The following is a 22267-nucleotide window of genomic DNA, read 5'->3' on the forward strand; positions in this document are numbered from 1 at the left end:
GGACAAGGTCCGATGATATTTTGGGCAAGAAAAATTCAGTTTATTTCGCTTCAGACAATGATCTTAAGAAATCCCGTATTTTTTCTTGAACTTGTCAACCCGACCGCCGGCTTCAACGATCCGCTGTTTGCTACCGGTATAGAACGGGTGGCATTGAGAACAAACCTCAACCCGCATGTCTTTCCGGGTAGAACCCGTGGTAAACTTATTCCCGCACGCACACGTAATCGTGGTCTGCTCATATTTCGGATGAATATTCGGTTTCAATCGGCTCACCTCTTTCCACAACAGTTATCCTGTGCCGAATCGGCATTTGCGTTTCCTGCGAATATGTCAACAGTTGATATTATAGCACATGGCTTACCTGACAGCAAGCAATTTTGCACCGTTCGACGTAACCGCACGACTTTAGCGCACCGGCCGGCTGAAACTGCCAATGGCCACCCGGGGCAGGTTCTCCCGCAGGGCCTGCAGGAAGCCCGGGATCCCCAGCGTTTCCCCACGGGCCGGCGGGATGGTAGCGAGGTAGACATCGGGGTCAATGTTCAGGTTGCGCAGCTGGATCAGGTGCACGCCCGTCTGCTCCACCAGGTTAATCAACCCCTCAACCTCTTCTTCACGGTCGGTCACACCGGGAAACACCAGCAGATTCAGGGAGGTGTAGACCCCATTTGCCACCGCCACCCGCAGGGATTCAACCACGTTCTCCAGGGTATAGCCGCGCGGCCGATAGTAGCTGGCGTATATTTGCGGGTCAGTGCTGATCAGACTGACCCGGATGGCCTCCAGCCCGGCCGTGCAGATCGCCCGGATTCCCTCCGTGTAGCCGCCATTGGTGTTCATATTAATCGTTCCACGGGAGACAAGCTCTCTGATCCGCCGGATCGCTGGCCCGAGATCTCTGGCCCGCAGGGCGGGCTCGCCTTCACAACCCTGGCCAAAGCTGACGATCCCCGCGGGTGCATACATGAGATGATCCACCGCGACCTCCACGATCTCTTCCACCGTCGGGGTAAAGTCGATGCGACTCTGGGGGGCCGGACAACACTCCGCGGGCTGCTCGGAAATACAGCCGAGACATTGGGCGTTGCAGCCGGGGGAAACCGGGATGCCCCCTTCCCAGCGGCCGTAGAAGATGTTCTGCGCGGTGTAGCAACTGTATTCAAGCGCACACCGGGACAGCTGACGCAAAATCCGGTTATGGGGATGCTGCTCGCGCTTCGCCGCCACCAGTTGGGCAAGTTCCGCACCGTTATAGTGGCGAGGGTTCCACTGGTGGTCCTCATCGGTAGGTTGGGCGGCAACATAGAACCCACCGTCCCGCCAGCCCACAGCGGCATAGCCAAATAAGGGAAGAGGACCCGCGCCCCGGGGACGGACAAATCCCGGCAACAATGTTCGCGTATAGCCCTGGGGTAGGAGGGCGGCCACTGCGCTGACCTTACTGGTCTGCCTGTTGAAAGGATTGCTGGTCAGGACGGTGAATTCACCCGTATCAGCGGCAAATCCTACAGGATAACGGTCCGGGAGCAGGGTTAATGAGGCACCGTCAGGCAGAGGTATCATCTCCTCGCTGACTGCTTCAACCAGCTGATTCCCCAGACGGCCAACCAGCTGCAGGTCAGGATGGTCAAAGACTCGTCCCTTTTCATCAGCGAATACCAGGTTAAACATTAGTTCACTCCTAACTTGCCGGCGTTAAATTCTTTACCCTTGTCCCTCCGGATCGTATCACTTAGACGGTATTGGACTCAAGCTGAAATATTTCCGCAGGGCCAATTTTTTAGGAGGGGTTTTGCCCCTCCTATCTCTGTAGCCAGCTTAATGGATTAACGGTTCGCTCTCCTTCATACACCTCAAAATGGAGGTGTGGACCGGTCGTATAGCCCGATGTACCTACATTGGCGATGACTTCGCCCGCCTTGACCCAGTCATCCTGAGTAACCAGGAGTTTGGAAGCGTGGGCGTATAGAGTACATATTCCATCCCCGTGGTCAATAATCACGGTGCGGCCATAGACCGGCCGCCAGCCGGCGAAGACAACGCGCCCGCCCCGGGCGGCCCGGATCGGGTCCCCTAGATTGGCGGCAATATCAATCCCGTGGTGCGTATCTCGGCCACGACGACTCCCGTAGCGCGAGGTGATGACACCCATGATCGGCCAGCTCATTCTAGCCAGCTGTCGCCGGCTTTCCGTCGCCACAGCATTGCTCGCCACCCGGTTAGTCGCCTTCCCCCCACCGGGGATGACCAGGTGCTGACCAAGCCGCATACTGCTTGGATCGTTCATCCCGTTGGCCTGGAGAATCGTCTCGATACTTACCCCGTAAAGTTGAGCAATCCGCCAGATGGTTTGACCGGGTTGCACCAAATGCAGGCACGGGCCTGGCGGGCTCGGTCCGCTTTCGACCGGGATCTGGAGCACCTGCCCGATCTTCAAGATGCTGTTCAAATTGAGATTATTCGCTGCCGCGAGAGCCTGCATATCGACCTTGTATATTTGAGCGATTCGCCACAGACTGTCACCCCGCTTCACCTCATACTCAAGCCCGGTGGTATCTGATTCAATAGCCGAAGGCTCAAACTGCTGCACCGGGATAAAATTGTCTTCCCACAGGCGTGCGTCTGTGTCATTCACATTCGCCAACCCCCAGAGAAGGGCCAGCATGAACACGGCCACCAGCACGCTCTGCCTTTTAGCAGAATTCATTTTGTTTTGTTATCACCTCAACCTCAAAATTCTCACACTTACTTCCATCCACTATCTATTTTGTCAATAAACGGTGCATTATATACATCGGGGAAAAAAGGGGACAGGCTGCTTTTTCTTTGAAAAAAGCAGCCTGTCCCCTTTTTTTCATCTTCAAATATTAATCTTCAAACAGTTTGGGCATCGCCCGCACCAGATCCTTATTGGCTTTCGTCTTACTCAAGGCATCAAGCAGTGTTTCCATGACCTCCGCCGTCCCATAATTATTGAACACCTTGCGGAAATGCCAGATGGCTTCTAATTCCTCCTTGGTCATCAACAAATCTTCCCGGCGGGTGCCAGATCGCTTCACGTCGATAGCGGGAAAAATTCTGCGCTCTGCCAGCCGGCGGTCCAGCACCAGTTCCATATTGCCCGTGCCCTTGAATTCCTCAAAAATGACGTCATCCATGCGGCTTCCCGTCTCGACCAGGGCTGTCGCCAGAATCGTCAGGCTGCCGCCCTCCTCGACTTTCCGGGCCGCCCCAAAAAACCGCTTGGGCTTGTGCAGGGCTGCCGGGTCGACACCGCCGGACAGGGTGCGGCCGCTGGGCGGTACGACCAGGTTATGCGCCCGGGCCAGTCGGGTGATGCTATCCAAGAGGATAACGACATCTTTTTTATGTTCGACCAGGCGCTTCGCTCGTTCTAGCACTATATCCGAAACCTTAACGTGGTTTTCCGGCGGTTCATCAAAGGTGGAAGCGATCACTTCTCCTTCCACCGAACGCTGCATGTCGGTTACTTCTTCCGGGCGCTCGTCAATCAGGAGGACCATCAATTCGATTTCCGGGTGATTCACGGTAATGGCGTTGGCAATCTTTTTCAACAGAATGGTTTTTCCCGCCTTGGGTGGGGTCACGATCAACCCGCGCTGGCCCTTGCCGACCGGCGCGATCAGGTCAATCACCCGGGTGGAATATTCTTCTGAGACAGTTTCCAGGCTAACTCGCTCAATGGGGAAGATCGGGGTCAGGGCCTCGAAGCCAAGTCGCTCAGGAGAGAGGTCTGGTGAGAGGCCATTAACGGTTTCCACCCTTAAAAGAGCAAAGAAACGCTCGTTTTCTTTCGGTGGACGAACCTGCCCAGCCACCTTGTCACCCGTTCGGAGATCAAAGCGGCGGATCTGGGACGGCGAGACGTAAATATCGTCCTGACTTGGCACATAAGCAAATGGGCGTAAGAACCCGTATCCATCGGGCAGGATTTCCAGCACACCCTGCGCAAAAAGCAAGCCGTCCTTTTCGGCCTGGGCCTTGAGGATTTCAAAAATCAATTCCCGCTTTCGTAGCCTGGAATAGCCAGATACGTCGAGTTCCTTGGCGATCTGATAGAGCTCCGCGACAGTTTTGGACTCGAGGTCAGTGATATTCAAACAAATTTCCTCCTCTCAAAATCGAGGGCTAAACAGGTCTTCGCCTGCGCAGTAAGAACCGGAGTAATTGACGTCGGTGGTTGAGAATGAGCCAGTGGGTCAGAAAGTAGAGGGTTGTCCCCAGGATCAGGGTATTAAGCACCATCCCCAGGAAAAAGGCCTGACTGATCTGCGTCAAATTGTGTCTGGACCACTCCCAAACGCTAGAAGATGTGCCAGCCAGGCCACCGGCCGGGTGGTCGATCAGAAATTCGCCGACCACATAGTTTAAATAGAAGAAAACCGGGAATAACCACTTGAACAGGGTATCACCGAGGAGACTTGCCGCAATATTCGCTCGCATCACACCCGCTAAAACCACGGCAAGGGCGAGCCCAAATCCGAAGGTGGGATAGAAGTTCATGCAGACCCCCAAAGCGAACCCCAGGGCCACTTTACGGGGAGAACCGTTGAGGCGGAGAAACTTGAGCAAGTAGTATCTGACCAGCCTGCGGACAGTCATAATTTTCTCCTTCAGGGCAGTTGAGCTGACCAAGAAAACCTTCTCATCCACTCTGAGGGGGGATTGAGAAGGTTTAAAGTAAGCTCAGTTGATAGTATAGCACTTTTTTCCGGATTTAGTCAATGTTTGAAAAAAACTATTTAAACGCATAGTTCGGTTTTTTATCAAACCGGTGAATGGCTTCAATAAAGCGGACCGTCCCGGTCTTCCCGCGCATAACCACCGTATGGGTTTTTGCCGTTTGACCGAAGTAGCGGACCCCCCGCAAGAGGTCGCCATCAGTAATGCCTGTCGCCGCAAAGATGACATCATCGGTTTTCACCAGGTCATCCATGGTTAGGATCTTGTTCACATCAGTTATCCCCATCTGCTTGGCCCGCTCTCTTTCTTCGCTGTTCGTGGGCCAAAGCCGTCCCTGCATCTCCCCACCCAAACAGCGCAAGGCCGCAGCAGACAGTACCCCTTCCGGCGCTCCGCCGATCCCCATCAGGACGTCGACGCCCGATTCTTCAAAGGCCACCGCCACCGCAGGTGAAACGTCGCCATCAGTGATTAACCGAATCCTGGCCCCCGCTCGCCTTACCTCCGCAATCAATTCATTATGGCGCGGGCGATCGAGAATAACCACCGTCAGGTCGGAGATGTCTTTTTTCAGCGCTCTGGCGATCTCGCGCAAATTTTCGCCGACCGGAGCATCCAGGCTGATCCGCCCCGCTGCCCGGGGTCCCACCGCGATCTTGTCCATATACATGTCCGGGGCGTGAAGCAGACAGCCCCGCTCCGTGACTGCCATGACGGAAATTGCCCCCGTCAGTCCTTTGGCCACGACGTTGGTGCCCTCCAGGGGATCGACCGCGACATCGACCTGGGGCGGCACGCCGGTACCTACCCTTTCCCCGATGTAGAGCATCGGGGCCTCATCCATTTCTCCTTCTCCAATAACAACCACTCCGTCAATCTGGACGGTATCGAACACGGCCCGCATAGCGTTTACCGCCGCCGCATCGGCTGCCTCTTTATCACCCCGGCCCATCCAGCGACCAGAAGCCAGAGCCGCCGCTTCAGTGACCCGGGCAAACTCCAGAGCCAGCTCGCGCTCCATCCCTCGCCGAACTTTCATCAAGATTGTCCCTCCCCTTACATCCTCAACACCAGTTACTTGTCCTTCACCTTTTCCCAGTCGGCCAGAAACCTTTCGATCCCCAGGTCGGTCAACGGATGTTTCAGCATCTGCATGAGCACCTGGTACGGTGCAGTAGCAATGTCGGCCCCCAGCTTGGCCGCCAAGGTCACATGCAAAGGATGTCGAATGCTGGCCGCGATGATCTGCGTGTCAAACAGGTAACGGTCGAAGATCTCTACGATCTCTTTGACCAGCGTCAGACCATCATATCCGATATCGTCCAGCCGGCCGACGAACGGGCTGATATACGTCGCTCCCGCTAAAGCCGCCATTAACGCCTGATTGGCGGAAAAGATCAGGGTCACGTTGGTCTTGATCCCTTGGCTCGTTAGGGTTTTAACGGCCTTCAGCCCCTCCCCCGTCATCGGGATCTTGACCACGATGTTCGGGTGGATGGCCGCCAACTCCCGTGCCTCAGCAAGCATCTCGTCAGCCTGGAGGCTGATCACTTCGGCACTGATCGGTCCATCGACGATGCTGGCGATTTCCTGGACCACCTGACGAAAGTTTCGGCCTTCTTTGGCGATCAGCGATGGATTGGTGGTGACCCCGCTGATCACGCCCAGCGCGTGGGCCTGTTTGATTTCTTCAATATTGGCACTGTCAATAAAAAGGCGCACTTGCATACCTCCAGTTGTTATCTCGCCTGGCCGCTTGAGCCGAATACGCGGATTTTTTCTCTGATTACTTCTACTGCCTGTTTCTTGGCCGGCCCCAGGATCTTCCGGGGGTCGATTTCCTTGGGCGACCGGGCAAGTTCATCACGAATCGCGTAAACAAAGGCTTCCCGAATATTCGTGTCAATATTGACCTTCCGCACCCCGAGCGAGATCGCCTGGCGGATGGCCTCATCGGGTACGCCGGAAGAGCCGTGCAAAACGATTGGGATCTTGACCAATGACCGGATTTGACTCAGCCGGTCAAAATCCAGTTTGGGTTCACCTTTATACTGGCCGTGCGCGGTGCCGATGGCGACTGCCAGGGCATCCACGCCGGTTTGCTGGACAAAATACTCGGCCTCTTGTGGATCGGTGAACAGGGCCTCACGCTCACTGACACTGATATCGTCTTCCGTGCCACCGATTTTACCCAGCTCGGCCTCAACCGAGACCCCGACCGGCCGCGCAATCTCAATGACTTTCCTGGTCATCGCGATATTCTCTTCCAGCGGCAGTTTCGAACCGTCGTACATGACGGAACTGAACCCGCTGCGGATACACTGGACGACCTGCTCAAAGCTGGTGCCGTGGTCCAGGTGCAGAGCAACCGGCACGGTGGCGTGATCGGCCGCGATCCTGGCCATCCCGGTAATGTACTCCAGGCCGGCGTATTTGATCGCCCCCTGGCTGGCCTGCATGATCACCGGGGCTTTTTCCGCTTCCGCGGCCTCAATGATGGCCTGGACAATCTCCAGGTTATTACAGTTAAACGCTCCGACCGCATAGCCGCCAGCTTCCGCCTCTTTTAACAACTCTGCGACACTAACGAATGGCATGGTAAAAAACCCTCCCTTTTATTTATTTGTATTTGTATGTATGAAAAAAGTAGCCTGTCCCCTTTTTTGATTTGACTGATATGCCTATTATACCCCAAACCAACCGCTAAAAATGCCTAAAAAAGCGCCGGGCGCTTTTTTAGGCATGGTATTCTGCAATTAAATATTTCTTTTATTTTTCGAACGGCGGCGCGATTTATTGAGTTGTTTCGAGTTCGCCGAAGAATATCCTTCTTTTGATAAGTGAATTTCGCTCAACCGCCGCGCTGCCTCGGAATCATCTTCCGATTGTGCGTAAATAAACCTGTGCGCCCCACAAACCCCACAGCTAAGTTCAATCTTTTCCGGGAAAATCTCGACATCAATGTCAAAATTTCCGCACTGGCAGAAAAGGCTCCCCTTTTCAGCAAGACGTTGCAGACAATCAAGCACTTCATACATTACGTCAGGATTATCAAAGTAGTCAATTAAGCCCAGGTCCAACGCCATTTCCCTTAGAGATTTATCTAGATTCTGGGTCGCCCGACGCACCTTGTCTATCGCCCCAACAAACCCTAGCTCTTGGCCAGTTTCTGGGCAGCAGATTGACAATATTTCCCCTGACCAGATCTGCCTTCGCGAGTGGCGTAAGACATGTCTCGTCTCGCACAAGAGGCAATTAACCTGGACCCAGAAGTTTCGACGGTCTTTTGTTTCCAGACTGATAATCTCCGTCCCACAAAAACAAGCGATGATTACCGGTTGTCCAGCAGAAAAAGCGAACAGGGAAACCGCATGAAAACCTATTTTACCACAATCAGGGCAACGCACACCGATTACAGTGGTAGTTGGAATTAGCATGGGTGCCCCCCTTTCTTCCAAGATTCCTTAAAAAAGCGCTTGGGCCCTCACTGATCACTCTCACCGATCGTTACAAAATGTTATTCTCTAAAGTTCACCAAAATCCTGCTCTTTTTCCGGTTTGATCAGATGGAAGAGGAGCGCCAGCTATCTTTTTGGCCGACGTATTCTCCGCTCAGGACTTTACCGACAAGCTCCCGAAGTTCGTTGATATCAAACGGCTTGGTAATATATTCTTTAACCCCTAACTTCATCGCTTCGGCCACGATCTCGAGTTCCCCGTAGGCCGTCATCATAATCACCGCGATATCAGGATTGATTCGCTTGATCTCCCGTAAAGCCTCCAATCCATTCATGCCGGGCATTTTCATATCCATTAAGATGAGCTGCGGGGGAGCGGAATTAACCTGAGAAATGGCTTCGAATCCACTGGCCGCCAGTCGAACTTCATAACCATCTTCTTTAAAAGCCTCAAAAAGCAAACGGCGAACGCCCATCTGATCGTCGACGACTAGTATAGAATGATTGCTGGTTGGTTCGCTCAACGGGTTACACCTCCTGGTTGGTATTTCCTGTTGGTTTAACTTCGCCACCCAAGGTTAATTTCCTGCCAATAAAACAATTAAATATTAGCAGTCAGATTTTATAGGCAAAACGCTAAATACCTCCAGGCAAAAACGGAAGCATCAGCACCGCCATCGTGATCACTATCAGGATGACCAGCCCAAGCAAGGCCGCCAGCGGGGTCACAAAAACAACCACTGCCCGTGCCGTCGAAAGGCCATTAACTTCACGGATGGCGAGAATATAAAGCGCGATGATCCATAATGAGACGGCCACCGTCAGGAAAATAAACAACCAGCTAGGAAACCCCAGGTGCTTCAACAACCGCAGCGGCGGCACCAGGATCCCCGGTAATCCAGCCAAACCAACCGCCGCAAACATTCCCCTTCCATTGCTTTGCCCACCCAGGAATTCGGCTAATAGATTAAAGACCGCGGCGACAAAGAACCAGAAAAACAAAGTCATAACCAGCCAAATAAGGCCGCCTGCCACCGTCAACCGATGCAGCATCTCGGGAAAATAGGTAGAAAGATGAGGCGGCAAACCAGGCGGAACCCGGCCCGGCCAGGCCGTTTGCGCTCCCAGACTGGTATTGACGCTCCAGGTGAAAAGCTGCACGCCAAGCACGACCAGGAAAGCCAAACCGATCGGCCTGGTTTGGCCAACGTAACGCAGTGTCTGGACCGGTTGAAACAATATTCCATAGAGAATATCAAGCCCGTTCGCGTAGGTATCCACCGGGACGGCGGTCGCCCGCTCGGTCAAGATATCGTTACCCGCTTTATGCCCGAGCGGTTGGTCAGGAGCGGGCCGGTTCTGGTCGTTAAACATCAGCAAGGCCCCTTTCTCTTCTTATTTAAGCTCAGGCAAGCGCAGCTGGCGCCAAGCTTCCAACTGTTCGGGCATCAGCAGGCCCGGCCAGGCCACGAAAGAGCGCCAGCCGGAAAAAAGCCAATCCAACAGGTTTTCCGTGGTGTATTCCCGGGTCTGGGGCTCGCCGGCGATCCCGGCCAATTGACCCGCCAACCGCACGGCATCGTAGTAGTTGCCCAGTTCATCAACCAGGCCCAGTTCGCGCGCCTGGCGGCCGGTGAAAATTCGCCCATCGGCCAACTGAATCACTTGTTCCCGCGTCATTTTACCCTCACGCCCCTTGGTCACCACATCAATAAACTGGGTGTAGATATCATTAACCATTCCCTGGAGAATATCCCGCTCGCCCTCCGTGATTTCTCGGGTGGGTGAACCCATGTCTTTATGGGGTCCACTCTTAATGGCTTCGGACCGGATGCCCAGTTTTCCCATTAACCCTTGAAAGTTCTGCAGTTCCATGATCACGCCTATGCTACCGGTCATCGTCGCGGGATTAGCCACTATCTTATCTGCCCCCGCGGCAATCCAGTACCCACCGGAAGCCGCGACATCACCCATGGAGACCACTACTTTTTTACCGGCCTCCCGCAGCCGGTTGACTTCCACCCCGATCTCCTGCGAAGCCGCAGCGGACCCACCGGGGCTGTTGATGCGCAGCACCACAGCCACGACATCCTCGTCATCGCGAGCCTGACGGAGTTGTTCCATGATCCGCTTCGAACTGGCGAACCCGCTGAAGGTGCTACCTTCGGTAGAACCGACAATTGGCCCCTCGATGTTGATGACGCCCACAACTCCCGAATTACGCCCTAAAACCCCACGCTTTTTTTCCATCTGCTTGCTGGGGATGAATAAGGCCAAAATCAGGGTCAGTAAGCAAGCGCCCAGCACCATGCCGATGATCAGTCGCTTGCGGTTCACGCTTTCACTCCTTTCAGATATGTCTACGCGCAGTTTCTTCCAGGACGGCCATTCACGATACGGGGGCAAGGGCCCCTTCGCCAGCTTTCTGTTATTCAAGTCTCCAGTCCGTCGACCGCTTCCGTTTTACTGCTAAGCAAGTACTCCTCGCCTCGCCAGTACTTAAGCTTGTAGGGTCGGCCGTCCTTCACGTACAACTTGGGTAGACGCGGGCTGATCGTCGTCCGTCTGGCCATCAGTCTGACCACGTCTCCAACCCGAACTGGCTCGTTAAGACCGAACTCCAACATGCATAGTTGCATGGCCACCTTACCCACTACCGGCACCCGCCGTCCGTTGACCTCCGCCGATAAATGCCGATTGGCAAAACCCAGGTAATGTAAAACATCCTTGGCTAGAAATTTAAGCAGATCAATAAAACTATCAGGCCGTAAAATCGGGTCCAGCGTGTAGCCATCAACATAACCGATGGGCAAAACGGCAATGCGGGCTGGCCTGGTTGTACGGTAGGTCCGGCCGTAGCCAATGCTGGTCCCCGCTGGTACCTCCTTCAGATGAACGATCCGGGCTTTCAGTTGCCAGGAGTCTTTCAAGGAGATTTTTCGCTGGACGTAAAGCGAAGGATACTGCCCGTACAGGAGGGTACCGACGCGGACAAGATTCAGGTGCATATGCGGAAGATCCAGCGTAGCGGCACTGTTACAAGCGTGGCGCAGGGGTATCTGAACCCCTTGTTTTTCCAGCTCGTTTATGACCTGCATAAGTTTACGAAATTGCTCTTCGGTGTATGACTTATTTTTGAGTGTAGCCACGGCAAAGTGGGTATAAACCCCTTCCAGCTTAAGTCCGGGCCGGCTGGAGATCCGTCGCCCCAATTCAATGGCCTCCGCCGGGAAGGCACCGGTCCGCCCCATGCCGGTTTCGACCTTGAGATGGACGGCCACGGGTTTTCGCCGCTGCTCAGCGGCCTCGGCCAGGTCATCGACATTTTCCGCTGAACCGACTGTCACTGCCAGGTCATGGTCAATCGCGATTTCGTTTTCTTCTTTAAGCAGTGGACTAAACACCAGGATCGGCGCGGTTATCCCTGCCTCCCTCAATTCGATGGCTTCATCCAGGGTGGTTACGGCCAGTCGGTCGGCGCCATTGGAGAGCACCGTTCGAGCGACCTCAACCGCTCCATGTCCGTAAGCATCGGCCTTAACCACCGCCATCAAGGAAACACCAGGCGCCAGCAGACTCCGGACCTGTTTGAGGTTGTGGATGATGGCATCGAGATCTACTTCCACCCATCGGGCCGGCAGCTGGTTAAGCATACGCGGCATCAAGGATCACCTGCTTTTCCGCAGTTTCTTCCGCAGGGCGATCAATTTCCGGATCCCCTGAGCGTACAAAGGTTCAGCCGTGTTCCACGCCCAGTAGTAGAAAGGGGCGTAAACCAGGTCGTACTCGCCAACAAACTCGGTATAATCACCATTAAACCCCTTCTTAAAGCGGACCAGCCCGTAAAGCGGATGGTCTTCCGGCACGGGCCCTGGGACACCACGGAAATCATACAACCGGCATTGATTCTCTTTCGCCCATTCAATCATCGTCCACTGGAGCAGATAGTTGGGCATCACGTTGCGGTATTGATTACTGGAGGCCCCGTATATGTACCAGGCCTTATCTCCAAATATAAACGCCAGGGTGCCGGCGATCGGGATGCCTTCATATTCGGCCAAAAATAATTTGGCGTAACCGGGGGGAACAAGCTGATCCCACATGGTTTCAAAATACGCGTAGGAGCGGATCAGAAAACGGTCACGTTCGGCTGTTTCCACCAGAATGCGGTAGAAGGTCGGCAGGTCAGCCTTGGTGCAGTTAGTCTTGATTTTGACCCCCTTTTTTATCGCCAGCCGGACATTGTAGCGGGTCTTACTGTGCAGATTCTCAAACAACTGGGTCAGACTGGGGGTAAGATCCAGTCGGAAAACATATTTTGGCTGCACCCCCTCAAACCCCTCTTCCGTTTCCGCTGGTCGAAAACCCTGGCTGTGCAAAAATTCAATAAAGGCCGTGTTGGTCACCGGTATATCAGGGTCAATCTTCAGGAAAATAGCGTGATGCTTTCGGGCTAATTCGCGCACCGCACCTAAGAGAAATTTAAATACCCGCTCATTACCTATATCGAGGACAGGTCCCCGGGGAGCATAGAAGATGGATCTATTTATCCCCGGCAGTTTTCTTTTGAGGAGCGAAATCGCCGCCACGATCTGTCTATCCTCTTCGACGATCAATCGCAGGGGAACCCACCCGGTCGTGGCCTTGACTTCCCCCCACTCCCAGGACTGCAGGATATGGCCTTTAGGAGATTGTTCTAAAAAAGCATTGAACCGCTGGCGCTCAGAGGGGCCTATTTCTCGGGCAGACAGATTCACGTGGTCTCCTCCTATTAATGGTCTACTTTCCTAGTGTTGCTCCCGGTTGTTAGCGGTATACATAAGGGGACAGGCTACTTTTTATAATCGTATAATCGTAACCGTTAGTAAAGTACGGCTAAAAAGTTGCCTGTCCCCTTTTTTTATCTTTTCAGGGCCGCCCCAACAAAATCGCGGAATAAAGGATGGGCCCGGTTTGGCCGTGACTTGAACTCAGGGTGGAATTGAGAAGCGACAAACCAGGGATGATTTTTCAACTCGATGATTTCTACCAGCCGACCATCAGGGGTTGTCCCACTTAAAACCAGGCCGGCCTCCTCCAAAGTTTGACGATAATCGTTATTGAATTCATAACGGTGGCGATGCCGCTCGGCGATCAGTTCCTGACCATAAGCAGCATAGGCCCGCGTTCCCGGTTTCAACCGGCAGTCCCAACTGCCCAGCCGCATGGTGCCGCCCTTATCCAGGATCAGTTTCTGCTCCGGCATTAAATCGATCACTGGATAGGGACTGGCCGGGTTAAACTCGGCGCTGTTGGCTCCCACCATTCCGCAGACATTACGCGCAAACTCTACAACCGCGCACTGCATGCCCAGACAAATCCCCAGGAATGGCACCTTCTTTTCTCGGGCGTACTGGGCCGCCCGAATTTTCCCCTCGATTCCCCGGTCGCCGAAGCCACCTGGGACAAGAATTCCATCTACGTCCGGCAAGCAATCCGCTGGATCGATTGTCTCCAGGTCCTGCGCATAAACCCACTTCAGGCGGACAGCGGCTTCGTGGGCTACCCCCGCATGACGCAAGGCTTCGACCACACTCATGTACGCATCCGGGAGTTGCACATATTTTCCCACAATCGCAATGGTTACGTGGTGTTTAGGGTGCTTGATCGCATCAACGATCTTTTCCCATTCAGTCAAGTCACGGGGTCCGCACTGCAACCCTAAGCGTTTAATCACGATATCATCCAGGCCCTGTTCCGCCAGCATCAATGGAACTTCATAAATGGTCTCGGCATCAACGGCTTGAATAACCGCTTCCGGGGCCACGTCACAGAATAAGGCCAGTTTCTCTTCCATCTCTTTGGATAACTGCTTTTCGCTGCGGCAGACCAGAATATCCGGGTGGATCCCGATGCTCCGCAGCTCTTTCACACTGTGCTGGCTCGGCTTTGTTTTTAGTTCGCCCGCCGCTTCCAGATACGGTACCAGGGTAACGTGAATGTATAACACGTTTTCCCGTCCGATATCGCTCTTCAACTGCCGAATGGCTTCCAAAAAAGGAAGGGACTCAATGTCCCCTACCGTCCCTCCGATTTCGGTGATGACAATATCCGGGTCACGCTCCCGGGCAACCTGGCAGATATGGTCCTTTATTTCGTTCGTGATGTGCGGGATTACCTGAACGGTCCGTCCCAGGTACTCGCCGCGCCGTTCCTTCTGCAACACCGACCAGTAGATTTTACCGGTGGTAACATTACAACTTTTACTCAAATTTTCGTCGATGAATCGCTCGTAGTGGCCAACATCCAGGTCTGTTTCTGCTCCGTCGTCAGTTACAAAAACTTCTCCATGCTGATAGGGGCTCATCGTCCCAGGGTCGATATTGATGTAGGGGTCAAACTTTTGAATAGCGACTTTGAGACCACGACTTTTCAAAAGACACCCCAGAGACGCTGCCGTAATCCCTTTTCCCAACGATGAAACAACGCCCCCGGTCACAAAGATGTACTTAGCCACGGATCTCCCCTCTTCCTCTGGCTGCCGGTTATTGGGTACCTCAAACATTTTATACTTTTTTGAGAAACGCTGTCAAGCAGTAGATTCAAGCTCCCGGCGCGTTAGCCTTCCCACTCATCTTCGTCATCCCCGTAATACTCAGAGCTTTCGAGAGTGGTCCGAAATTCTATGTCGTAACCGGCTTCACCCAGGCCATCCTCTAATTTACCCGCCTTGTTCTTAATTCGCATCTGGCTGTCATAATCTATTGTCTTGTGCAAAAAAGTTGCCAAAGGCAGCCGGCGAGTATTTTTATTCGGAAACCAGGATTTCAAACCCCAGCAGCCATCGCCAGCATAGGTAAAACGGGGATCAAGATTGATCTGGGTGTAAATCGCCGAAACAGCCTGGGCCCAATTTGCGGGGGTAATGGACTTGAGTTTGAAAACCTCTTCAATCAGCTCGCGATAGTAAGTGGGTTCGCCTTTCTGCCGGAGTATTTGATAAACCAGGTCAATTTCTGAAAGCTTATCCAACTCCATATCTCGGCCATCCTTCATGGTCAACCCTCTCCCCCCAACTATTTGTTTCAGGCAGTGAATACGATTTTCTTTTATTCTACTTCCTTGAATATTTTTCCTGCTGCAGTTAAACAACAATCAAAAATAACCCCCTTAACAATGGAGGCTATCAAATCAACTACATCCGCTCTGGAGCAGAGATCCCAAGCAGGGTCAGAACATTGCGGAGCGTGATCCGGGTTGCGTCCACCAGGATCAGCCGGGCTCCCCGGACGGCCTCATCATCAGTCAAAACCCGGCAGGAATTATAGAAACTGTGGAATACATCCGCCAGGTCGTGGGCGTACCGGGCCAACCGGTGGGGTTCCAGAACGGCGGCACTGTTAATCACCTCAGCCGGCAGGTTGGCAATGTGGCGGATCAGTTCCAGTTCCGCCGGGTCAGTCAGCACATCCAGCCTGGTCTGGCTTGCTGGGGGAACGGTAAACCCGGCTTCAGCCGCCTGACGGAGGATGCTGCAGATGCGCGCATGGGCATATTGCACGTAGTAAACCGGGTTGTCAGCTGATTCGGATTTGGCTAAGTCCAGATCAAAGTCCAGGTGGCTGTCCGCACTGCGCATCACGAAGAAATAACGGGCCGCGTCCCGCCCGACCTCTTCGATTAAATCGCTTAAGGTAATGTATTGTCCTGTTCTTTTCGACATCCGCACGATTTCCCCGCTCCGGAACAAGCGAACCAGCTGCATGATAATGACATCCAAACGGTTCGGGTCATAACCCAGGGCCGCCATCGCTCCCTTCATCCGGGCGACGTGGCCGTGGTGATCCGCTCCCCAGATATTAATCACCCAGTCAAAACCGCGTTCAAACTTGTTTTTGTGGTAGGCAATATCAGCAGCGAAGTAAGTGGGAACCCCGTTGCGGCGCACCACGACTTCGTCTTTCTCATCGCCAAAGAGGGTGGATTTGAACCAGAGGGCTCCTTCGCTTTCATAGATATAGCCTTTCTCGCGCAGTTCGTTTAACGTCCGCTGAATTGCCCCTGAATCATGCAAGGACTGCTCACTGAACCAAACATCATAGTGAACCCCGAAGTCGGCCAGCACCTGTTTGATATTAGCCAATTTTTCCTGCAGCGCATACTGAACCAACATTTCCCGACGTAAAACCGGGTCAACATTCTCGTATTTGTTCCCAAACTCTTGCACAAATCTCTGGACGGTCTCAATTACGTCCTGCCCGTGGTAGCCATCCTCCGGGAAGACAACCGCGTGGCCAAGGATTTCCAGGTAACGCGCCTCCAGGGATTTGCCAAAATTTTCGATCTGGTTGCCCGCGTCATTGATGTAGAACTCCCGGGTTACTTCGTAGCCCGCCGCAGCGAGGATGCTGGCCAATGAATCACCCAGGGCCGCTCCCCGGGCATTCCCCATGTGCAGTAGACCGGTTGGGTTAGCACTGACAAATTCCACCTGCACCTTTTTGCCGGCCCCAAGGTTAGAATAACCGTACCGCTGATCTTCGGCTACCACCTCCGGGAGTACTTCATACAGCCAGCGGTGGTCGAGGTAAAAGTTGATAAACCCTGGGCCTGCTATTTCGGTGCGACTGACCCAGGTATCTTGGGGATCGAAGAATTTCAGCAGAATCTCCGCGATTTTGCGCGGCGGGAGCTTGGCTACCCTGGCCATGACCATGGCCAGGTTGGTGGCGTAATCGCCAAACTGTTTTTCCCGCGGTACTTCCAGAACAAAGTCGGGTAGTTCATCATATTTTAGTTCGTTTGCTTCTTTCGCCGCTGCCGCTGCTTGAGCCAAGCGGGTAATAATGTTTTGCTTCAGTCGTTCCACAACACTCATTATATTCGTCCCTGAGCACAACTTTGCGATGCCCGGGTACACCCCCTTCGCGTTCGATGTAACTTACACGGACATACCCCACTTGCAACATTTTTCCTTATCTCACGAACTGGTGGCCAACCACGTCGTCAATTTTTAGTTTTGTATCTGTATATTCTCCTAGCGGTCGAATTATCCTCTTAAAAGATAATAAAATTTAGTAAACCCTGGGGGCAGGATTTATCCATATCCTGTCCAAAAGTCTGGTAGGATAATCTGCTTTTTATTATGGATAGTCTATTGATTGATACTCGCGCACGTTGTTGTTCTCGTCAGCTTCTTTAACCTGGTCCTCTGCGTCAACCATGATTCGGCCCAGGCTAAACGGGCCATCCAGGCTATAGGTATAGGTTTTCCCCGGGGCCAGGCTGGAGATAATCTTGGCCCAGCGCCGTCCATTCGTGGATTCTTCCGCGATAATCTGGAACTCACCGGCCGGTTCATTGCCCAGGTTAGCCACCTGAATGACCAATCGACTGCGCTCGCGGTAATTGAGCAGCGTCAAGTTCTTGATCACCAAGTCCGGGCCGGCTGGTTTCGTTTCTTGCGTTTGGCTATTGCTCGCCGGCTGTACTGCTACGGATTCGGGAACTACTTGCGGCACTACTTCGTTCACCTGGGAAACTGGCGCCGGTGAGACCAATGGGAAGAAATCCGTCAGGTCCCGGCCAGCCTCACTATTGGCCACCTCAAGCAAATTTCTGGTGGTGGCGTTGCGGTAACGGTACTGGTGCCAGTACTGGCGCAAGATCTGGTCAGTTAACTCCCGGCCAACTCCTCTCTCCAGTTCGGCCCAGACCTGGGCGCCCTGATTATATATGTACGTAAAATAGTCCCGCTGGTTCCGGAAGGCACTCAACGGCTGCCCGACCCGCTGGCGGTCACTGTTATACTTTGCCTTACCGGTCACGGTCGTCCCACCGCTGACCGGCCAGCTTAACACATCCCGCATAAATCCCTGAGCCGAATAAACAGCCAGCGCTTCGTCCAACCACGGTTCCGCAAACTGATCATTACCAACCAGCCCGTACCACCACTGGTGCGCCACTTCATGGGCAATCAGGGCCGCCCAGTCACCGACCGTACCAGCCCCCGGATACTGCCGATGACTGAGCATGGTCAGTTGGGGGTACTCCATGCCGGCAAAACCCTCCATCGGCACTTCCACCAGAGAAAACTGCTGGTAGGGGTACTCACCAAACCGCTGACTGTAGTAGTCCAATGCCTGGGCGGCGGTCGTTAAGGCAGCCAGGCCAGCGGCCCGGTGGGCTGGGTAGAAGTACGACCTGACGGTGGTCTGGCCAACCAGCACGGTCGCAACCTGCAGGTCCGGGGATACAACCAGAGCAAAATCGCGCACCCGCTCGGCCTTGAAGGTGAGTCTCTTCGTTTGGCTGTTTAGGATTTCCTCTTGTTCCAGTACGCCAGTAGCCGCCACTACTTCATAGGTGGGAACACACAACCTGACCCGGTAATCAGCCACTTCGCTGAAGAAGGGGTCGCCGATTTTCGCGTACTCGTCCAGGTGCCATCCCTGGTCATCCCAGACCGCCAGGACCGGATACCAGTTGCCTAGCATAAACGTACCGTCTTTACTTCCAAAACGGTAGGCAGCCGGCGGAACGGTGAGCGTCCACCGCATTTGCAGCCGAACCGTCTGGCCCGGTTTAATCGGCGCCGGCAGGTCGACGCGCAGCTGGGTCCCTTTAATTTCGCTGGGGGTGAGCTGCCCGTCCACAGTTACCTGGAAAACGGCGATCCCGCCGGGCTGAAATCCCCGGTCGTAAGCGGAGACGGGAGCCGGGGTTGTTTCTACCTGGGCAAAGGCATTAGGGTAGAGGTGAAAGAAAAGCGAGGTAAAAGAGGCTGATTTATCATTGGTTAAAGAAAGCGTACTCTGGCCCCTCACCGTCCGGGTCAGGGGATCCAGGGTAGCGTCTATTTCATATTGACGCGGGGAACTGACGGAGGGGGAACCGCCAGAAGGTTCACTGCCAATACCGACACCGCCCGACCAGAGGTTAACGAGGGAAAAGGCTGTGCCCAGCAGGGCAACCACCACGATGGCGATTGTCTGCATAATTGACAGCCGGGCTCTGGTTGTTCGCAATGCGTTTCCTCCCCCTTTCTAATGCTGATAAATCACCCGCTCGCGGTAGTGTTCCTTCAAGTCGCGCTGTAAAAACGTGATGAAACGGTTTAAAAAAGCCGCCGCTTCCGCTCTGGTCATACGCTCGTTTGGATAGACATACCCCCGGTCACCCTGGATCAGCCCAAATTCAGTCGCGAGGTAAATCGCGTCCACCGCCCAGATGGGGATCTCGGTATCGTCAAGATAGGTAGTTCGATAGCCGGTGGCCGGCGCGAGTCCCGCAAATCCCAGTGCCCGGATCAGGGTGGTCACCGCTTCCGCCCGGGTTAGCGCGCCGTCGGGAAAGAAACAATTGGACGCCCCCTGCATCACCCCACGCTTCTCAACTTCTACGATATACTGGTAATACGGGTGGCCGGGCGGAACGTCGACAAACGGGACCGCCGCTGCTGGGGCCGGACTGGCCGAGCTGGTCGGTTTGCTGGCAGCCAGAGTGATCTGTTTGACGGCCGGGCCGGGAGCAGGCACCATATTGGTGAGCAAAGCCAGCGCCCGGGCAAACTCCGCCCGCGGCATCGGCAAGGTGGGTCCAAAATACGTTGTGTCTTGAAAAACCCCCAGACTGGCCAGACGGGCGATATCATCTTCCGCCCAGTGGCCACCGATATCGCGGATGGTCGCCACAGGCAGCCGTTTCTGGGTCGGCACCGACAGGAGTTTGAAGGAATCTTCTCCCTGATTCCGTCGGCCGCTCATCACCGCACCATCGCTGAAGCACGGCAGATCATAAGTATACTGGAGGACGTTTTCCTCCTGTTCCGTCTGCAGATAACCGCCACGGAAACTGATGGGAGTGGGTTCATTTGGCACATAGGTCAGGTCTTTGGTGCGGTTAAGCGCCAGTTTGACCTGGGCCGTACCCGTCCAGCGGTTTCGGGCACCACCGGAGGTCGCGGACAACCGGTCGGTTTCCAGGTAATAGTCTACCAGTTGGGTTTCCGTGCTGCCCCAGTAGTGGCTGTAGCCAACGGTTGATCCCGTAAGCTCAACCACCGCCTCGCCTTCATCTTTGTTAATGGTGTAGACTTTGCGGCCGTTCCAGTTCCCGGAAAAATAATCAACGGCAGCTTGGTGGTCAGTTACTACGGATTTGTGAAACTGGTAAGCGTTGTCCTTCAAAACATAGGTGTCTTTAACCTTTCCCCGGGTCACGGTAATCGTTTCCGTTATTTTGTCCAGGCGGGTGACTTCCACCGTCTGCTGCCTGGTGGTCTCGCGGGTTGTCGTCAGGGTCAGCCGCCGGGTCAGTTTAACGTCGCCGGCGGCATTGCTCAGTTTATAATAATAGGTATTGGTCACGGCATTGTTTTTTTCTCGTCCCAGACTCACTTTTAATTCCCCGCTTAATAAGAGCGGCTCTCCGGTGATAAACACCACTTCCCGGTATTCCTGGTCACTGGCGATCCCACTCTCATAAACCGCGAGAGCCGCCCCAGCTACGAGCGGGGAAAGGCCAAGCCAGACAGTTGTCAGGATAACCACCCCGCCCAAAACAGTCGCCCAACGCCAAACAGTTTTCACCATGCCCGTTTCAGTCCTCCTGAACCAATACTACTGTCGCCTGAACGTTATCGCGTACGAAATACAGTTGTTCACCCGGCAGCAGGTCGGTTAGATCAATCGCCCGGCCGTTCTTGACCAGCACGGCCCGGTTAACCTGAAGGTAGTTGAGCGCGGGATTGATCTGCCACTTGTTATAGTAAGCGCTCCAGTCCTTGACCAAATCCAGGGTGATCTGCTGGGCACCTTCGTCAACCGCCACCACTCGGCCGGTACTGACCCGCTCCCATTTCGAATCTACGCTATCTCGGACATTTATGGCCAGGGCCACATTCCCGTCGGCGACAACGTAGGCATAGGGATAAACAGTATTGCGCCCCTCATCCGAGCCATCAGGATCCTGTTCATACTGGCTGTCGACAAATTCATTTAAGGGCACTGTTATTGCGGCACGGTTCGTCTCACGGGAATCAATGATTTTGGTTCTCTCCGTTAAGAAAAATTTGTGTCGGCGATGACCGTCCCACTCATTATCATCCAGTTCTTCGTAGTCCTCCAGGGCGAAGCTGTCACTGGTAACATCATAAACTTCACCGCGGTAGATCTGGAGTCGTGGCGCAGCCACCTGTTCGACCACAATGGCCGCTACCTGATAACCGTTTTCCGTCTGGGTGCCCACCACCAGGGCGGCCTGATCCTCCTGGAGGGCAGCGGGATCCAGGAGACGCTGGTTACCCAGGATAATTGTCCCGTCATCAAAGCTAAACTCCCGTCCTGCCAGGACCAGGCGGGCGCTGGCCCAATCGATATCGTCAATCCGGTCGTAAAACGACCGGTCATAGCCTGGAGACACCAGCAGTTTGACCACCCGGCGCTGCCCGAAGTGATTACTGACCGCGGCAAAAACCTCCGTTCCGGCACGGGTAGCGTTCAGCTCTGTCAAGGAAATCCGCTGCCCCTGTCGGTAGATTTCCGTCGTCGGATCAACTGCGAGTTTTAATAAATCCTCAGCCTTCGTCCATTTGGTATGGCCGTACTGCTCCACCTCGCGCAGCACGATCTCCCCTCTGAGCGGCCAGACATTGGCCAGCTGGCCTTTATATAAGGCCGTGATCTGGCGGTCCTTTCCTTCAATACCAAGGCGGCTGGGTGTATCCGTATAAATATCGCTGAACTGAACCTTAACCCAATCGCCAAGCCGCAGCCGGTTTAAGTCCACAACCTGATTTTCTTTGGTCACCAGGATGGAATCCTCCAGGGTAAATTCCTCGGTCCCGGCCGGACCGGTGATCACCAGCCGGTTGTCTGCCAGATCGATCGCCGTGACTCGCCCGTACCGAACCTTGCTGTGCGGAGGGATATATCCCGGGTTGCTGTTCGGCAGCATTACCGCCGATCCAAGAAGTGGCGAATTGACAGCGGCCACGGTCGGTGCCGGGGAATAGGGCCACAACCAGCCAATCACACCCAGCATGATGAAGACAACGGCAATGATCCTGCGCACTGTATCGCCTCCGTATATATACTATCCGCTTCGCGGATATCACCAAACAT

General features: G+C 54.2%; 20 protein-coding genes. All 20 read right to left on the bottom strand.

Translation table 11 applies throughout. From position 1 onward, the window contains the following. Positions 1–63 precede the first annotated feature (63 nt). The 20 genes from rpmE to HPY81_04575 all read right to left on the bottom strand — a co-directional run bounded on the left by rpmE (position 64) and on the right by HPY81_04575 (position 22217). Entirely contained in the window at positions 64–267 is a 204-nt protein-coding gene (gene rpmE / locus HPY81_04480) for a 50S ribosomal protein L31 (protein ID NPV26717.1), read from the bottom strand. A 141-nt stretch (positions 268–408) separates the two neighbouring features. Further along, positions 409–1674: a radical SAM protein gene (locus tag HPY81_04485; GenBank protein NPV26718.1), complete on the bottom strand. Its 1266-nt coding sequence runs from the start codon at positions 1672–1674 to the stop codon at positions 409–411. A gap of 130 nt (positions 1675–1804) precedes the next feature. After that, the gene (locus HPY81_04490) at positions 1805–2710 is read right to left on the bottom strand and encodes a peptidoglycan DD-metalloendopeptidase family protein (protein ID NPV26719.1); all 906 of its coding nucleotides are present in this window, start codon (positions 2708–2710) and stop codon (positions 1805–1807) included. 160 nt (positions 2711–2870) lie between these two features. Then, entirely contained in the window at positions 2871–4124 is a 1254-nt protein-coding gene (gene rho / locus HPY81_04495; protein NPV26720.1) for a transcription termination factor Rho, read from the bottom strand. Positions 4125–4152: 28 nt separating this feature from the next. After that, on the bottom strand, positions 4153–4626 hold the full coding sequence (locus HPY81_04500) for a DUF2062 domain-containing protein (GenBank protein NPV26721.1): 474 nt from the start codon (positions 4624–4626) through the stop codon (positions 4153–4155). Between the two features lie 136 nt (positions 4627–4762). Beyond that, positions 4763–5728 carry a class II fructose-bisphosphatase gene (gene glpX / locus HPY81_04505; protein ID NPV26722.1) on the bottom strand — a complete coding sequence of 322 codons (966 nt, stop codon included), beginning with the start codon at positions 5726–5728 and terminating at the stop codon, positions 4763–4765. Positions 5729–5781: 53 nt separating this feature from the next. Further along, a complete protein-coding gene (fsa, locus tag HPY81_04510) occupies positions 5782–6429 on the bottom strand; it encodes a fructose-6-phosphate aldolase (GenBank protein NPV26723.1) in 648 nt (215 codons plus the stop codon). Positions 6430–6446: 17 nt separating this feature from the next. After that, positions 6447–7304: a class II fructose-1,6-bisphosphate aldolase gene (locus tag HPY81_04515; protein NPV26724.1), complete on the bottom strand. Its 858-nt coding sequence runs from the start codon at positions 7302–7304 to the stop codon at positions 6447–6449. Positions 7305–7463: 159 nt separating this feature from the next. Beyond that, entirely contained in the window at positions 7464–8144 is a 681-nt protein-coding gene (locus tag HPY81_04520; protein NPV26725.1) for a hypothetical protein, read from the bottom strand. Between the two features lie 125 nt (positions 8145–8269). Next, positions 8270–8689 carry a response regulator gene (locus tag HPY81_04525; GenBank protein NPV26726.1) on the bottom strand — a complete coding sequence of 140 codons (420 nt, stop codon included), beginning with the start codon at positions 8687–8689 and terminating at the stop codon, positions 8270–8272. Positions 8690–8801: 112 nt separating this feature from the next. After that, on the bottom strand, positions 8802–9539 hold the full coding sequence (locus HPY81_04530; GenBank protein NPV26727.1) for a hypothetical protein: 738 nt from the start codon (positions 9537–9539) through the stop codon (positions 8802–8804). A gap of 21 nt (positions 9540–9560) precedes the next feature. Beyond that, positions 9561–10475 carry a signal peptide peptidase SppA gene (sppA, locus tag HPY81_04535; GenBank protein ID NPV26728.1) on the bottom strand — a complete coding sequence of 305 codons (915 nt, stop codon included), beginning with the start codon at positions 10473–10475 and terminating at the stop codon, positions 9561–9563. A 122-nt stretch (positions 10476–10597) separates the two neighbouring features. Next, entirely contained in the window at positions 10598–11827 is a 1230-nt protein-coding gene (gene alr / locus HPY81_04540) for an alanine racemase (GenBank protein ID NPV26729.1), read from the bottom strand. 6 nt (positions 11828–11833) lie between these two features. Continuing rightward, on the bottom strand, positions 11834–12922 hold the full coding sequence (locus HPY81_04545) for a peptidoglycan bridge formation glycyltransferase FemA/FemB family protein (GenBank protein NPV26730.1): 1089 nt from the start codon (positions 12920–12922) through the stop codon (positions 11834–11836). A 143-nt stretch (positions 12923–13065) separates the two neighbouring features. Continuing rightward, the gene (locus HPY81_04550; GenBank protein ID NPV26731.1) at positions 13066–14661 is read right to left on the bottom strand and encodes a CTP synthase; all 1596 of its coding nucleotides are present in this window, start codon (positions 14659–14661) and stop codon (positions 13066–13068) included. A gap of 101 nt (positions 14662–14762) precedes the next feature. Next, positions 14763–15206 carry a DNA-directed RNA polymerase subunit delta gene (rpoE, locus tag HPY81_04555; protein ID NPV26732.1) on the bottom strand — a complete coding sequence of 148 codons (444 nt, stop codon included), beginning with the start codon at positions 15204–15206 and terminating at the stop codon, positions 14763–14765. 133 nt (positions 15207–15339) lie between these two features. Beyond that, positions 15340–17022, bottom strand: a complete 1683-nt coding sequence (locus tag HPY81_04560; protein ID NPV26733.1) for an arginine--tRNA ligase — start codon at positions 17020–17022, stop codon at positions 15340–15342. Positions 17023–17287: 265 nt separating this feature from the next. Further along, positions 17288–19171 (bottom strand): hypothetical protein, encoded by a 1884-nt coding sequence (locus HPY81_04565; protein NPV26734.1) that lies wholly within the window; start codon positions 19169–19171, stop codon positions 17288–17290. 18 nt (positions 19172–19189) lie between these two features. Next, positions 19190–20737, bottom strand: coding sequence for an S-layer homology domain-containing protein (locus tag HPY81_04570; GenBank protein NPV26735.1), 1548 nt, complete (start codon positions 20735–20737; stop codon positions 19190–19192). 7 nt (positions 20738–20744) lie between these two features. Beyond that, positions 20745–22217: a hypothetical protein gene (locus HPY81_04575; protein NPV26736.1), complete on the bottom strand. Its 1473-nt coding sequence runs from the start codon at positions 22215–22217 to the stop codon at positions 20745–20747. Positions 22218–22267 lie beyond the last annotated feature (50 nt).

The sequence above is a fragment of the Bacillota bacterium genome (assembly GCA_013178045.1).
Taxonomy (GTDB): domain Bacteria; phylum Bacillota; class Ch66; order Ch66; family Ch66; genus Ch66.